This window comes from Peptoniphilus koenoeneniae, from assembly GCF_030812875.1.
Lineage (GTDB): Bacteria > Bacillota > Clostridia > Tissierellales > Peptoniphilaceae > Peptoniphilus_B > Peptoniphilus_B koenoeneniae.
In genome coordinates this window covers 36,865-54,926 of sequence record NZ_JAUSTN010000008.1, presented here as the reverse complement: position 1 = coordinate 54,926, position 18,062 = coordinate 36,865, and the positions used below count along the sequence as shown (strand labels likewise).

Here is an 18,062-nt window from a genome sequence, read left to right as displayed (position 1 = left end):
GGGCCCTTGTGGGCTGTAGGGACCGGTTTACCGGTCCGTGTGTATCGTGTGGGAAAACAAAATCAATATTTGATTTAACATTTATTTTAAATTTTTTCAATTTACCTTTTATTTAAATTTTTGTTTTCTCGTCTTTTATTTTGTTTAATTCGCCTAACGGCGCCGGACCAATAAATTGGTCCCTACATTGGTTGTAATTTTAAAAGATCTATTATTTTATATTTACCTTTTTTCATTGCTTATTTTATTTAATTCGCCTAACGGCGATCGGACCAATAAATTGGTCCCTACATTCTCTTGCGGAGTTCTATTCTTTTGAAATCTTTACGCAAAAAATTACCCTACATTCCCATGTGGGCCCTTGTGGGCTGTAGGGACCGGTTTACCGGTCCGTGTGTGTCGTGTGGGAGAAAAAAATAAATATTTGATTTAACATTTATTTTTAAAATTTTTTATGCCCTACGTGAAGCATTTTCTTTTATGTTTTTTCAATTTACTTTTTATTTAAATTTTTGTTTTCTAGTCTTTTATTTTGTTTAATTCGCCTAACGGCGCCGGACCAATAAATTGGTCCCTACATTGGTTTTAATTTTAAAAGATCTATTATTTTATATTTACCTTTTTTCATTTTTTATTTTATTTAATTCGCCTTACGGCGCCGGACCAATAAATTGGTCCCTACATTGGTTTTAATTTTAAAAGATCTATTATTTTATATTTACCTTTTTTCATTGCTTATTTTATTTAATTCGCCTGATGGCGATCGGACCAATAAATTGGTCCCTACATTCATATGCAGAGTTCTACTCTTTTGAAATCTTTACGCAAAAAATTACCCTACATTCCCATGTGGACCCTTGTGAGCTCTAGGGACCGGTTTACCGGTCCGCCTGTGTCGTGTGGGAGAAAAAAATAAATATTTGATTTAACATTTATTTTAAATTTTTTATGCCCTACGTGAAGCATTTTCTTTTATGTTTTTTCAATTGAAATTTTATTTATATTTTTGTTTTTTCATTTTTTATTTTATTTAATTCGCCTTACGGCGCCGGACCAATAGCAGATATTTGCAACCAAATCAAAGATTTGGGCAAATAGTTGCATGAGACCTACCACGATTTTTTGCAAAAATCGGGTTAGGTCTTCAAAATTGGTCCCTACATTGGTTTTAAATATTAAATAAATTGGTTCCTACATTCCTTGTAAATAACTCTTGTAATTGTAAAAAAACCTAAACTGTTATAAACTAAACCTATAATAAAAAGGAAATTATAAAAATGGGAAACATTATCAAAGAAACACAAGAAAATAAACTTATTTTCATGGTGCTTTCAATAATTTTAACTTTAATAATAGGTTTTTTACTTACAAAAATTGTAGATTATTTATTTAGAAAATTAAAAAAGACCAACAAAATAGGTTTCAAATTTTTAAACACCCTTATAAAGGGCCTTATAGTTGTCTTTATGGTCTTTAAAATAGGGTCAAACTTTAAGGGCTTTAAGGAATTATCCGGCAGCATACTTATGAGTTCATCTCTTATAATTGCAGTCTTGGCCTTTGCCTTTCAAAAATCTTTGGAAGATTTAATAGCAGGCTTTATGATTTCTCTATTTAGACCCTTTGAAGTTGGCGACAGGATAACTTTAATAAACAGCGACATAACAGGCTATGTTGAAGATATAACTTTAAGACATACAATAATTCGCACCTTTACCAATTCAAGGCTTATAATACCAAATGCAGTTATGAATAGGGAAACTCTTGAAAATTCCAATATGATTGAATTAAAAAGTGGTGGCTTTTTAGATGTTATGATTACTTTTGAAAGTGATATAGAAAAAGCCAAGGCTATAATTGTAAATCTGGTTCAAAGCCATGCCAACGTTATAGATCCAAAGAGTCCCTTGGGAAATGACAAAAAGTCCGATTTTGTAAAAGTTTATATAAATAAGCTTACTCTTGATGGGATTAATTTAAGGACTACCATTTGGACCAAGGATGTGGATACAAATTTTGACACTCTATCGGAATTGAGAGAAGAGATAGTAAAGGAATTTAGGAAAAACAAAATTGAAATAGCTTGCAATGCCCATAAAATCAAGGGCAATGTTTCCGTAAAAAATTAAAATATTTTCTTGACGAAAATTTAAATATTGGTAAAATAATAAAACGTGAGTTTTCATGAAATGAAAAATTTATAGATAACATGGGAGGATATATGGATAAGGGATTAAAAACCCTGGAACAAAAAATTTTCAAGCAAACTTTTATTTCTAAATTTTTTGCGGTTTTAATAGGTTGTCTTTTTGTAACAATATCATTTGTATTGGTTTTAAGGCCCAATCACATGATTTCAGGGGGAGTAAACGGAATAAGTGTACTTATAGAATCCGTAACGGGAATAAGACTTTCCCTTTTAGTTCTTGTTTTGAATTTGCCCCTTTTAATAATAGGTTTAATAATGCTTAGCAAAGAATTTATATTTTTTACAATTCTTTCTACACTTTTTACAACCTTTTATGTATATGTGCTTACAGGCATTTTTCCCCACGACTTTGCCATTACAAAAGATCCATTTTTAGCTTGCGTAATTGGAGGAATCTTATCAGGAGTGGGAAATGGAATCACCTTTAGATATGGAACATCTACAGGCGGCTTTGACATTATAGGAGCCATTGCAAAAAAATACTACAATATAAACATAGGAACAGGCCTTCTTGCCTTAAATGGAGCGGTCATAGGAGCATCAGCTTATATATTTTCCATAGACAGAGCCTTATATACCCTTGTAGCCTATATTATAGCCTACAGCCTTGTAGATAAAATTCACTTAGGAGTTGGAAAACAAAAGCAAATTTTAATAATTTCTTCAAAATACGAAGAAATAACAGACATGATCCAACATAAAATTTCAAGAGGAGTAACCTTAATAGATGCAGAAGGAGCCTATAAACACAAAAAATTAAAATTAATCTATTGTATAGCAACACCCCTACAACTGGTAAAAATTAAAAACTTTATAAAAGCTATAGATCCCCATGCCTTTGTAACAGTTTGTGAAACTGTGGAGATACAGGGAAGCGGATTTAAAAAAATAGAAATTCAATAAGATGTATAGATAATAATAAATTTTACAAAAAAAATAAAAAGACAACCAAGATTAATTTTCTTGGTTGTTTTTTGTAAATAAATTTATAAAAAAAGTCAATAAAAATATTTTTTATAAATTTATTTTTAAATTTTAAAATAAAAAGAAAAGCCTATAAACCTTTAAAGATTCAGGGTTTTTAAATAATTAAATTATTAAAGAAATCTTTACTTAAATAATCACTAAATTAGTATTGATAAAAAAATAAATAAGGAATATAATATTTCTAAATAAAATTATTAAATATGAAACTATTAAATTAAACTATTTTAAATATGAAACAAAATATATTATAAATTAGGAGATAAGGAAATGAAACAAGTATCGAAGAGAGTTATAAGCTTTTTGTTGGCAGCATTAATTATCATGGATGTATTTGCCCCCTTAAATGTAAGTGCAAATAATTATGAAATGAATAAAAGACCGGTGTCTAAAGACCTTATAATCGATGAAGAGGGGCAATCTGCGCCTAAAACTCCTGGGAAAAATGATCTTCTAATTTATCAAGAAAATGAAGAAAATCAACAAAATCAAGGAATCGAAGAAAATAAAAACACTAAAGAAAATCAAAGAGGGCCGTCAGCTCCAATTGAAGAAAAAAAGACAATAATTCCTAAAGAAAAGCCTGACCCTGTAAAAAAGGACTACATAGCGTGGAGATTGGTAGATCCAGGCAAAACTATCTACCAAAAAGGCGAAAAACTCGATCTCTCCAATTTATTAGTAGAAGTTACAAACTCAAACGGACAAACTTTCCACTTGGGTTATACAGAACTTATCAAAGACAAAATTATAAGTGTAAAAGAAAATATAAAATCAAAATCTTATCTGGAACCGGGCTCAGGCACACTGACCCTTTCTGCACCTTATCTAAATGATATAAATATCAATATCCAAGTTTTGGATAACAAATCAAATGAATTAAAAGAAAACCCCCAAAATCTTTTAATTGAAGGACAATCTCCTGAAGATAAAAAAGAAGAAATAGAGGATCTTTTAAATAATAACAATGAAACTTCCAAAGAATCGGAAAATTTTTCACAAAATCAAGAAAATAAAATAGAAGAAAATTCTCAAGAACTTACAGCAAAGGAAAAAGCACCAGAGTTAATAGAAAAATTAACGAAAGGGCAAAATGGGGATATAAAATCAAACCTTTTTGATCCAATTCTTGGGAATGAACAAGAAGGCATAGATCCCTTTGGCTTAAATTTGCTTAATCCTCTTAAAGGTTTTGGGAATGAATTTGGACATGAAGATGAGCTTACAATAGAAGAACTTGAAGCAGGACTTACAAAAGTTCAACTTCCTGGAATAAATCAGAAACCAGTAAGCTCAGCCTTATTTAGATCTGCCTTTAGGTCAGCAGGACCATTAGAAGGTTCAAATGAAGGACTTGAAATGTCTGAAGAGTTTTCAAGACAAGCAGTTGGGTCAGAACAATCAGGCTTAAAATTAGAAGGCAAAAAGTTTCATATAATAACACGTTTTGAAACATCAAATAAAGCGGGAGCTATCCAACCGGGACAATTTTTTAAAATTCATTTAGATGACAAGTTAAAAGTAAATGAAGGAACTGTAATAAAGCCTATCATTCATAACAATGAAACTATAGCAACACCTCAATACAATCCACAAGATAATACTATAATTTACACGATAACAAAAGAAATTAACGACAATATCCAAGTACCTTTAGATATACCTGTAGATTACAATCCGACTAAAATTACTTTAGATTCTGACGGAACATTTACAGTAACAAATAAGGTATCAGGCCTCGGAGTAAAAGCACCTAAAGACCTAATCCCTACTAAGGTAAATAAGTATGGTATTGTAACTAATCAAATTATTGAACCTGGTAGAAAAGATGTAGAAAAAATTATAGACCCGGGAACAATAGAAGACTATAAGGTGGATATAGATGGTTGGGCAAGGCCTGTAATCGAAAAAGGAGAATTAGCAGGATATAATTGGACAATTAAAGTTCTATCAAATCAAGATTTGCAAGGCCTTGGTTATAAGGCAAACTTTACAACAGTTAAGGGATCTGGTCTTGGAGAAATTGAGGATAAAAGCAATCTTGGTCTAACAGACCAACTTTCTGATGCCTTTGGAATAGTTGACTCAAAACATCATGAAGTAGCAGCGGGCATAAAAGAAATAACATATAATTTCTACACACCTGTCACAAATAAACAGGCAGCCTACATGATGGATTTTTCTGCAATACTTACAAATAAAAGAGATAAGGCTGGCAAGGTTAAAGTCGGAGCAAAAAGATTTGTAGCAGAAGATGCATATAATCAAAACGCAATTGGACAAGCAACTCCAAATAGAGTAGGTATGAACAACAGAACTACAATTCTTGGAGAATTTGCAAAGGCAGATAAAGCTAAATGGACTGTAACAGATGCAGTATCAACAGGGGATGACGGCAAACTACCACTAGCAAATAGAGAGTTTAGCCAAAATCAAACCATTAATAATTCACAAATGGCAGTTTACGGCTTAGATACAAATGGAAAAATGGTTGTAAAGCAAGGTGTAACGGATCTTAATGGAAACATTCCAGCTGAAGGAACAAACCCTGAAGCACAACAAGATCCCGGTACAATTGCTGTTTATGAATACGACACAGATTTACAAAACCCAAATACGAAAGAGGACTACAATTTAAATGGAGTTTCTATATCCAAGTATAGGGACCTATATGTAACTCAAATTTGGAACCTGCCTGTAGACCAAGCACACCGTAAAATGCCTGCACAAACTATAAAGGCAGTTGCAACTAATGACCCTAATACAACTTTAGGTTCAGTAGACCTTGCAGAAGAAGAACTAAGCAAAGATAAAACTGAGAGATTAGTCACTATTCCAAACGTAAAATATTGGGACATTGATGAAAACGGCAATGCAACTAATATAGACCATAAAATAGAACAAACTCTGCCTACAGGAACTGTTAATATTAATGGAACAAATTATAAATATGTAGAAAATGCCAACTACTATAGACCTGATTATAATGATCAACTAATAAGAAACACTTTAATAACAGCGAAAGAACAAAATCCTGTTACCTTTAAAATTAAAAAAGTCGACAGCAAGACCGGAAAGGGACTAGCAGGTGCAAGATTTAAGTTATGGAAGGCAGATATTGAAGTAACTACAGATGCAAATGGCGAGGCAGTATTTACAAATATAGTGCCAGATGACTATCAACTTATCGAAACAAAAGCACCAGATGGCTATAAATTAGATCAAGCAAACAAGTATGTCAAAATAAGTAATGACGGCAAGATCAGCCTAAGTGGAAGTAATGCTAGCCTTAACTTAGGTTTGGGTAAAACTGAAACAATAGCAGATCCTAATTATCCTGACTACATGAATGCTATGCACTATGGCAAGCTCGATAAAAATGGAAACTTAGAATTTTACATTTACCTAAAGGCCCTTGACCAACAACGCGGTGGTGACACTGACAGAAATACAAGATTAAACATAGACATTCCAGGCGTAACTATTAATGATGTAGCTGTCTTTGATGTTAATGGCAGACAAAGACCATATGTAAGAAATGCAATGGAAAATCAAACTGTAGATGGACAGATACCAAGTCTTGGAAGAAGTGTACTAAACGCAAAACACGATAATATAATCGTAGGTAAAAACTTAACAGCAGCAGATCCTTATACTGGAAAAACAACCGGTTATCAAATTACCTTCCCAAAAGAAAGATTTAAAGATTATTGGGGATTTTTAGTAAGGGTTAAAGCTAAAGTAGGAAGTAATACAGACACAAAAACTGTATCCTATGATTGGCTTACAGAAAAGGACACTGCAACCAATGCGAAAATTAGACAAAATGAAACTCTTAGCTCTAACACTGACCAAAAAGACCTACCAACTATTACCGTAACTAACGAAGAATTCAAAAAGAGCCCAATTGAGGTAACAAAATTTGGCGACGAAGTTACAGAGGTTATGGTAGACGGAAAGAAAACTAAAAAGAGAAATGTACTTGGTGGAGCAGAATTTACCTTAAAAGATAAAGATGGAAACCCAATCGCAACTAAGATTACTGATGATGCTGGTAAGGCTAACTTTGGAGAATATCCAACAGGAACCTATATATTGGAAGAAACTCAAGCCCCTGAAGGCTATGAAAAATCCAAGGTTTACTTTGAAGTAACAGTCAATGAAAAGGGAGAAGTTTCATACAATCCTAAGTATACAACAGGAACTGGAGACCCAATAGCTGGGGAAGATTACGACATTCAAAAAACACTAGACGAGCAAAGCAAGACTAAGGCTACAATTAACAATGTAAGCCAAAGATTTGAAATTGACGAAGACAAGGCAAGCAGCTGGGGTACACAAAAGGGAGTATGGGAAGCCTATAGGTTTGAATCCCTAATGTACCATGCAGACATAACTATTGCCGATGCAAAGCCGGGTCAAATATTTGAAATTCAATTTGACAAGAACCTTGACTTTACACAATATTCAAGTGATTTTCCAAAGATTAAAAACAAAGATGGAATAGATATAGCAGATCCCTACTTTGATTACAAGACAAATCTTTTGACCTATGTATTTAATAGCAATGCACCTAATGCAGATGTTATAGCAAGTCTTGAAATAAAGGGTATAATACCCTCCAAGTTCTATGCCAAAAACTCAGGAGATTATTATTTTACAATTGAAGTTGGTCCCGGAATGGATATTAATACGGGAAATCCCAAAATAGATAATCAAAAAATCACAGCTTACTATGATACCTATGATAGACAAACTCGACCGACACAAGCATATTATTTTAGAGATATCTATAAGCAAGGCGATGATTGGTATATAACAGCCATAGCATACTTTAACCCTGAAGCTAACTATTCAGGCGACGGCAGAACATTGACATTTAACTGGATGTCAACGAGATACAATCCAAGCTATTCTATAGCCTTCCAAGAAGGTATAGGTGTTAAACCGGCCTTCGACTTGATGGATGTCAAGGTATATCGTACTGAGCCAAGAATCAGATATGACAATGGAGCCATTATAAATGATAACATGCCACTTTCCTTCGGTGTAAGACCGGAACAAGACCCGAACAATTATTATTTGGTAAACCATACACCAATAGGTCCAACAGAAATAGATCCTGCAACGGGTAAGAAAAAAATGACAATAAACTCCAGCAATGGTGTGTCATTGACCTATGATCCAAATCAAATAAAAACCACAGGAGGCATCTACGAAAGCAGTCCTCTATCTATAACAATGCCGAGAATCGGAAGATACAGTGAAGGATACTTAGTTGAACAAACTTTTAAAGTTACAGATTTAAATAATTTTATCAACCTATCCAGAGCTTTCTATATGGATAACGGAAGACCAAACTATCAAAGGTCAGCCTTTATAAACAGTGCTAACTTTAACAAAGCAATATCTGACCAAGTAGGACCGGAAATACCAAGCTTATATAGAGAAGATGTCGGCTTAATAAATAAAAAATATATACCTGGTCAATTCAAGATCCTTAAGACTAATGAATTAACAGGCGAAAAGCTAAAGGGTGCATCCTTTGAACTCACAGAAGCAGCAAATACTAATAAGAAAATTATTAGAACTTCTGATACTAATGGCGAAGTTTTATTTAATAACCTTGCCCCAGGCAGATATACCCTTAAGGAAACTACTGCACCGGACAAGTATGTTGCTTCAAATACAGTATGGCAAATCACTGTCTTTAATGATGGAAGTGTAAAAATTGTAGAGACATCTGTTTCAGGTTCAGGTCAAATGCATGAAGGCACTAAAGATATAATTATTACATTGCCAGTAACAAATAGACCTGTAGGCACCAACTTCCAAGTATTTAAAAAAGACGGAGACGGAAAGCCCTTAGGTGGCGCTAAGTTTAAAATTACAAAACAAGTTAAGCCGGGCGAAACAGGATATACTGATGAGAAAACTTCTGACGAAAAAGGTGTTGTAAACTTTGATCCTAATCTTACAGAAGGAACCTATATAATTGAAGAAACTTTAGCACCTGACGGATACAAAAAGTTAGATAAAAAATGGGTTCTTGTAATTGACAAGAAGGGCAATAAAAAAGTTTATAACTATAGAGAACAATCCGGTCAAACAAACACCCTAAATTCAATATTAGAAAAGGATGGAGTTAATTGGGTAGACGTTGCAGGTAGATCTCTTGATGGATGGAACTTATATGACAACAGAAGGACAGGCTGGACAGGCAACTATCCTACACCATTTAAGATGGGTACAAGAATTGTAGCTATCAATAGGACAGAAAAGTATGTAATCCAAAGATATGTACTAAACCCTGAAGGGGCAGATATTAAGGCAACAAGTGCTACAATTCACAGAGAAAAACCAGAATATCCAAACATGGATTGGTTTAATGGAAATGCTCAAGCTAATATAGATTACCAAGTATTTGAATTAGATAAACCTGTAACAGGACAAATCTCTGACATAAGACTTGCAGAATATAATCCTACAAACATTACAAATAGTGTTACGGTTTCAAAAGATGAGTCTCACTATGGCGAAACAAGGATGAAACTAAACCTACCAGCAATGACAAAACCAGTAGTTATTGACATCAAAGTACCTTACACTAGCGAAAACGGTGGAGTAGGTACAGGTATGGACTGGACTGAAAATGGAACAATCTACTGGAAGTCCGACTTCTATGAAAGAGCTGACATTATAAAAGAATCAGGACCTGTAAAAGAACAATCAACAGGTATCCAAGGTTCTTATATATCAGACAATTCCCTTGAAGTAACTAACGATTCTAAGACTTATGACTTTAAAATCAAAAAATATAAAGAAGGGGAACCTGGAACATTAATAGAAGGAGCAATCTTCAAGCTAACTGGTCCCGATGACAGTGGAGAAGCAAGGACCATGACTACCGGATCAGACGGTATGATTTCTTTCGACAAACTAAAACCAGGAACATATAAGCTGACAGAAGAAAAGCCGGCACCTGGTTATAAAAAAGTTGATACAAATTGGATAGTAACAGTTGGAAAAGACGGCAAGACCTTTATAAAAGAAGATAATACTCAAAATGAACCAGGACAGGGTCAACCTGTTCAGGCAAGAGCATCCTTTACAATAGGAAGAGATGGCGATTATGTTTTAAATGAAAGCAATCTTCAACTGTCAGAAATTCTAAAATTTCCTGTGGGAGAAGAAAAATTAAAAGCAGAGTCCGGTTTTAATGAATTATCTTTTAAAGAAAAAGTAGATGCCATATATGGGACAAGCCTTTTTGAAAGAATGTTCCCAAATGGAGTAGTCCTTAGAGAAACAACATCATTAATGGCAAAAAGTGCATCAAGTAATGACGGACTTGAAATAGGAGAAGAAATAGTTCCAGGAGCACAAAGAACAGAAAGCGATTGGGAAGTAGTAGACCATGAGAACAGGTCAAGAAATAGAGCTGGAAAGCTAAGTGCTTCCTACAGTGAAACTAAGATCACTGCAATCAATAAGGTTGACAAAAGGTTTAGACAAGTTTTCTTAATAAAAGACGCTGAATTTTTATATAGAGCGAATGTTCAATTCTATAGAGAACCAGAGAGATACAAATATAACTTAAGGTATAATGACGGGACAATTCTTAGAATTTATAAGGTTGCAAACGGCTCTACTCTTGATAATCCTATTAACAAGAATGATGTAACATCTACTAATAGTCCTGCTAACATAAATGGTTCCAAAAAAATTGAATCAGGACCGGATAAAGGTAAGGATAAACCTGGTAGAATAAGCGCATATTTAGAAAGAACAAAAGATGGATATATTGGACCTTACTATATTGAAATAGAAACATCCTATGACCCAAGTAAGGGAGTAGGAATTGGCTTAGACTATATATATGGTTCTTACAGTGGAGATAGAGATTGGATTAAAGACTCCTACGTCAATGAAAATGACATCAACTACAAGCACCTAATCACAATTAATCCATCAACAGGTGGAAGTGTAACTTCATCAGTTTCTTATGAAGAAAAGGGAAAACAAGTTAACCTAAATATAACACCTGACCCAGGATACCAATGGACAGGCACTACAGTTACCGACAAAGCCGGAAATGTAATTTCCCGAGATCAATTTAGTTTTTTAATGCCGGACAAGGATGTAATAGTAACATCTACATTTGAGCAAACAACACAGGATGTCACAATCTACTTTGACCCAGGCGTAGGTGGCTCAGGAACAATGCCAAGCCAAACAGTGCCAAAAGGTAATTATAAATTGCCGGACTGCACATTCACTCCTCCACAAGGAAAAGAATTTAAGGCTTGGTCATTAGCAGGCGTTGAACACAAACCTGGTGACACAATTAATGTTATTGCAAACATAACACTAACAGCTCTTTGGAAAGATAAAACAGTTGCTCCATCAACAGTTACAATAACATTTGATGGAAATGGTGGACAATGGCACATGGATCCTAAGACTGTGGATAGGGGCTCATTATATGAACTACCGGGATGTTCATTTATAGCACCAGACAAAACAAAAGAATTTGATGCATGGTCAATAAATGGAGTTAGGAAAAATCCGGGAGATAAAATAACAGTTAATGACAATATTATAGTTAAGGCTCTTTGGAAAAATAAAGCTGCTCCACAACCAACAGAATACACAATCACATCCTTTACAGGTACAGGTGGATCCGTAACTGCCGACAAACAAAAAGCAGCTGAAAATGGACAAGTAACATTAACTGTCAACACAAATGCCGGATATACCTTAGAGAGAATTTGGCTTGAAGATAGTGGTGGAACTGAAATACAAGAAGTAAATATTTCAAGTAAGTCCTTTACAATGCCGGCAAAAGATGTAGTAATAAAGGCTACTTTCAAAGAAATTCCTAAAACCCAATTTGATATTACTGTAGAACAAACATCAGGTGGTAATGTTACTATCGATGGCAACAAGACCAAGGCAGTTGAGGGAGAAGAAATTATTGTAAAGGTTACTCCTCAACAAGGCTATGAAGTTGGTCAGGTAACTCTAAATAAGCAACCAATACTTCTACAAAACGGCCAGTATAAATTCAAGATGCCTGCCTATAATGTCAAAATAAGGGCAACCTTTAACCCAATTAGCTACCAAACTTATGCCATAAATATAGATGGAGATAGTACCAAGGGCTCCATAAGTGTAGATGACCCTGCAAATAGAACAGCAAGAGCTGGACAAACGGTTAAATTCACAGTTAAAGCTAACCCAGGCTACAAGGTTAAAACAGTTGAAATTACAAAACCTGGCAGCAGAGATCCATTAAATACCCTAGTATTTAATGGCAAGACTGGTACATTTATCATGCCTGCACAAGCGGTCTATATAAAAGTAACTTATGAAGATTACACACCGCCGGCAGGAACTTATTTAGTAACCATAGGTACTGGAATTAGCGGCGGAACATTTGAAGTTGATCCAAGCGAAGCTAAGGCCGGAGAAAAGATAAGACTTACAGTCCTACCTAAACAAGGCTACAAGGTTAATAGCTACAAGGTAACAACAGCACAAGGTGGAGTTAATGTACCTATAGAATCTGATGACCAAGGCCTATACTTTACAATGCCTAAAGCCGATGTTTCAGTTAACGGAATATTTGACTGGGTTGGAACTAATACAGGGGCATACGATGTTAAACTTTCACCAACAGAACATGGAAGTCTCAGTGCAAACTTCTCAAAGGCAAATGCTGGAGATGAAATTTATATAACTGCTAAGCCGGACAAGGATTATGCCATAGATTCCTTGACAGTAACAAAAGATGACGGGACGACAGTAGAATTAAAGGGCAATAAATTTACAATGCCAGCATCTGCAGTAACTGTTACAGCAAAGTTTAAAGAAGTAGGAGAAGAAATACCTCAAAATGGTTTTGCAGGAATACCTAATAAGCAAATAGGTATTGAACCAAAGATACTAAAGAAAAACCACAAGAACCAACCTCTAGCAGGTGGAGTCTTCACTATTAGAAAAGCTAAAGACAAGACATATAAAACTTTTGATGAAAACTTCGGTACTATTACAGCCCTTTCTAATGAAAAAGGTGAAGTAATATTTAAGGAAAATGGCAAAAACCTAGTTCTACCTAAGGGCTACTACCTACTTGAAGAAATACAAGCACCTTTAGGTTATAAGAAGCCACAAGCACCTTGGCAGATAGAAGTTTATGAAGAAAATGGTCAACTAAAGGCCAGGTACAATGGACCAGATGATACACCTTCTAACTTCATAAAGACTGCCAGCGCAGAAGATAAATCACAAGTCACAACTGTGGAGGGTATTAAATATAAGTCAAGGATGATATATATCAACCCTCAATCAAAGACTTATATCCAAAGAATTTTCATAGATACCAGAAAGGCAAATTCAGATATAGTCAACCTTCAAATAAATCCTGTTGATAAGAGGGAGGAAGTTGACACTGCGGGAGAATTGCCTAGGACAATAACACAAGGTGTTAAGACAGCCTATAGGTCAACTTATAAGATTGCCAATCCAAAGGCAACTTATACAGAGGATGATATAAATGATATCTTGAAACTCTATGACCTATCAAAGCCAGATGTCTCTATGATCAACACTGCAAGGTGGAGACCCTTTGACTGGGGCTTTGATGAAGACCAACTTAACCTTAAAAAGAGCGTCTACTATATAGATGTAGAAGGCTTCTATGATGACAAAATCATCGATGAAAAGAATGGCGAAATTAAAATAAACTTCGACTTCTACAAGGGAGAAAGAAAATTCCAACAAGCAAATAAAGATGGCAACGGTGGAATTAAATGGGAAGATGTATTCCACGGTTCCTACCAACAAGGTAATAAAAACCTTGGATTATCAGGAAAAAATCCAGGCGACAAATATGATAGATCTCTAGGTAAGGAAGGCGGTCGTATAGAACCGGCACTTACTGATGAGAATAAAATCGCTAGAGCCACAACAAATATCAGCATAAAAAATCTTTATTCATCAGATGCAATAAAGCACATCCCTCAAGAGGGTATGACGATTTTAAACGATGAAGAAACTTACAATGTTACCTTCTCAAAACACGGACAAGACGACCCTAAGGAAGGAATAAACAGTGAAGCCGTAACTAAGAGAAGACTTGAAGGTGCAGTATTTAAACTTGAAAAAGCAAGAGGTACAAGCTGGGACGATGTAGACAAGTCCTATGTTGCATCAGCCTTCAACGGTTACTTTGGATTTAGAGGACTGGGTACAGGTCGTTACAGACTAATAGAAGTTAAAGCCCCAGAAGGCTACGCTCCTATTAAAGAGCCACTTCTATACTTTACAATAGAAACTGTAAGTATAACTTCCGGTCAATTGGCAAATCCAAAGACTGGTAGAAATGTGGATATAAATGCTGTCGACTTTATATTTCCTAAAGTTGAAAATGGTCAAGTAACCTTAGAAGATAAGGCCTATAAATTTAAGGAACTTGACATGGTTGTTCCTGAAACCGGAAAAACTATTAAGATTTCAGAAGCCTCTAACATTGACATGACATCTACAGAGGTAGTAAATCCAGTTACTAATGAAAAAGTAAAGTTAAAGGACCTTAGTATAGGTTTCGACAAGAACGCTACTACAGGTAAATATGAATCCATTTACAAGTTAAGTGAAATTCAAATTGTACCTAAGGCAAATGGTTATATATCCCTTGAATATGACAAGGCAAACGGAGTTTACCAATATGTTCCGGAAAAATCTACTAATGAAAAAGACGGAAAGCTAATTGACTTCGTAACATCAGCTACAGCCAAGAACATGGGTAAGATTGTTAATACAAAACCCGGCAAGGGTCAAGTAAAGATCAAAAAAATAGACCAAGCTGGTAATCCAATAGTAGCAACAAAGCTAAAACCAGGTGCTGTATTTAAGGTAACCAACGAAGCGAATACAGTTACTAAAACAGGAACTGTAAATGCAGAAGGTATTGCAGAAATTGATAATTTGCCAATAGGTCACTATACCCTAGAAGAAGTAACATCACCGAACGGTTACATCAATACTAACCAAGTATGGCACTTCACAGTAGGTGGTAAAGATCTTGACCCTTATGAAGGAGACATCCAAGCAACAGGAACAGATATATCAAGTAAGATCAGAGTTGAATCATCAGAATTAAAAGTTCTAAGACCTGATCCGAAAGATGCTGAAAAGTATAAAAATGAAGGGAACTCAGTTATAAGACCTCACACAGGTCAAAGTTTAGAGTTTAGCAACAAGTTTAAACTTGCTGAAAATGCAAAGATCAATCCTGGCGACTATTTCGACTTAAAATTAAGCGACAATATTTCCCTTAACGGTATCTTTGTAGACAGTACAGAGAGTCTGGACCTATTTGCTGACGGCGTAGGAACAATTGCCAAGGCAACATATGATAAAGACAAAAAGACTATAAGATATGTCTTTACAGACTATGCCAAGACTTACACCATGGTTGAATTTACCAACAAGTTGATAGCCTTTATAGACCTATATAAGGTAAAGACATCTCAAAATAATATAAAGGTCGGCTTAGGTACAGGAACTGATACAAGTAAATACAAGAACATTAAGTTAGTTTATGACCTTGCAATTGAAAGTCGAACCCTATATGGAAATAACTTAAACATGACTTCAAAGATAGTAAGTTATGATCCTAACACAGGGGACTTTGTCCACTACTACTATATAAATAGGAATAAGACATCTAATACAGGATGTGACTTCTACTACTATCCAAATCAAGATGTAAAAGACCTTGAAATTAGATATATAAAACTAAAGAACAATGCAGATGTATCAACAGATATGCCTGAGTCCTTTGGTCTAGACGAAACAAGTAACAACTTAGAAATTTCAAGAGTTATGAGATCAAGAACTCTCTTGAGAGTTAATGAAAGAGAAGACTTGAACTTTACAGGCGGTATAGGAAAAGGCGATTCTTATATTATCAAGGTTACTGGTAGAGTAGCAGGAGAAGATAAGACAGCCTACGGAGGAGCCGGTGAGCTTAAGGCAGTTTACTCAGATGGAGGAACTGTAAAAGTAAGCAGGTGGGATAAGGTCTACAGCTTTAAAAACGAAGCTGTAACAAAGGCAGATTTCACAATCTCAGCAGTAAACCCAGACAATATGATTAAGCTTAAGAAGAAAAACCAAGACGACCTTGCCTTAGCAGGTGCACAATTTAAGCTTGAAAAGAAAGACCTAAGTAACAAATGGAATGCTACCGGTGATTTAAGAAACTCTGACGCAACAGGTTTAGTCACATTTAAAAACTTAGACCCTGGAGAATACAGAATTGTAGAAACACTGGCACCTAAGGGATATGAAGCGATAGAAGGACCTCTAGTAGAGTTTAGAGTTGATAAAGACGGCAGAATCTACAGAAAAGTTCCTGTAAGAAATGACAAGGGTGAAATCGTAAAAGAAAACGACGTTATAAAAACTGTAGAAGTAGAAGAACCAGGTATTGTGCCAATAGAAATCGTCAACAAGAAGGGTAACTTAATTAAGTTCAAGAAAGTTGACGGAGTAGACAAAACAGGTCTAGAAGGTGCAGAATTTGAAGTTTACTACAAGGATAAGGACAAGGACAATGAAGGCAAGACAGTCGAATACTCTAACAAAAACATTAAACTTTATGAAAAGAAGAATGCCAACGGCGATGTAGTAGAACGACGAGTTCTAAAAGCTGGTGAAGTACCACCTAAGGGCTTTACTGAAGTACAAGTCTTTACATCTGGTAAAGATGGTGAATTAAGCTTCTATGTATATGACAATGGATTCTATGCCCTAAAAGAAATTAAAGCACCTAAGGGTTATACAAAGATCCCAGGCTTTATTAAAGAATTCAAGTTAGAAAAAGGCGAAATCAAAGTCTTTGACAAGGACTATGTAAAACCGAAGGAATCTAACTTGGTAAAAGGCCTTCAAAGCATGTTGACAAGTGAAACTATAAACGTGGATAAGACAAACAACACTTTCGCACAAAGACTTGTTATAAATCCAAACCACACCAGTTTGACTTTTGACGAATATGATACTCATTTAAGACTTTATGTAGATGACTGGAATTTAGAAGATAGTTATAAGCATATTAAGGTGGCTGTACTTGACAAAGGTAAGACTATTGATAGTTTAAAAGAAACAGATTTTAAGAGTCTTGCACCAAGCAACTATAACTTAAGCACGGATAATAATCCGTTGAGATATCAACTAAAAGCTATGCACAGATCTGATCAAGATTATACAAGACCAAATCCAAAGGGCAGTAACTTGATAACAGATAAGGCCTTAGTTGTAGATATAGTTGGAAAACTAAATAATACTTCTGCGACAACAGCAGATTTAAAGGTAGATGTTTATAATAATGCCGCCGGAAAAATGATTGACCAAGTTACTTGCAAGCTTGACCTTGCAGAAAAACCGCCTACAAAAGGCGACTATGTAACACCAACTACAGATACAACAAAATCAAGTCTAATGGAAATTGAAAACAGGAAGGCGGAATATCCATCCACTGGCGGCATGGGAACTATTGCCTTCACCTTAGGCGGAGTCGTTCTTATGAGTATTGCGGGAATTTTGTACTACAGAAAGAGGAGGATGACTTATGAATAAGTTTGAAAAAGAGCCTCCTCTAAAGGGACAAAAAAAAGAAACCTATTTAAAACAGTTTACTCTCCTTGGGAAAAACATAAAAAGAACAATAATAAAGGGGGGATGCTGATGGCTTACAGGTTCCTCCTATATAAGGGAGTAATATATGTGAAGATAGAATGATTATTTTAATTAGCCATAATTAAAATAAGCGCTCATAAGAGCGTAGAGGTAAAAAAGC

At 35.0% G+C, this 18,062-nt stretch carries 3 protein-coding genes; all 3 read left to right on the top strand.

Features of this window, described 5'->3' with window-relative positions; translation table 11 throughout:
* Positions 1 to 1,277: 1,277 nt before the first annotated feature.
* A complete protein-coding gene (locus J2S72_RS07860; protein WP_307495291.1) occupies positions 1,278 to 2,129 on the top strand; it encodes a mechanosensitive ion channel family protein in 852 nt (283 codons plus the stop codon).
* Between the two features lie 92 nt (positions 2,130 to 2,221).
* Entirely contained in the window at positions 2,222 to 3,112 is an 891-nt protein-coding gene (locus J2S72_RS07855; protein ID WP_023055262.1) for a YitT family protein, read from the top strand.
* Positions 3,113 to 3,463: 351 nt separating this feature from the next.
* On the top strand, positions 3,464 to 17,842 hold the full coding sequence (locus J2S72_RS07850; protein WP_307495290.1) for a SpaA isopeptide-forming pilin-related protein: 14,379 nt from the start codon (positions 3,464 to 3,466) through the stop codon (positions 17,840 to 17,842).
* The last annotated feature ends 220 nt before the right edge of the window (positions 17,843 to 18,062 follow it).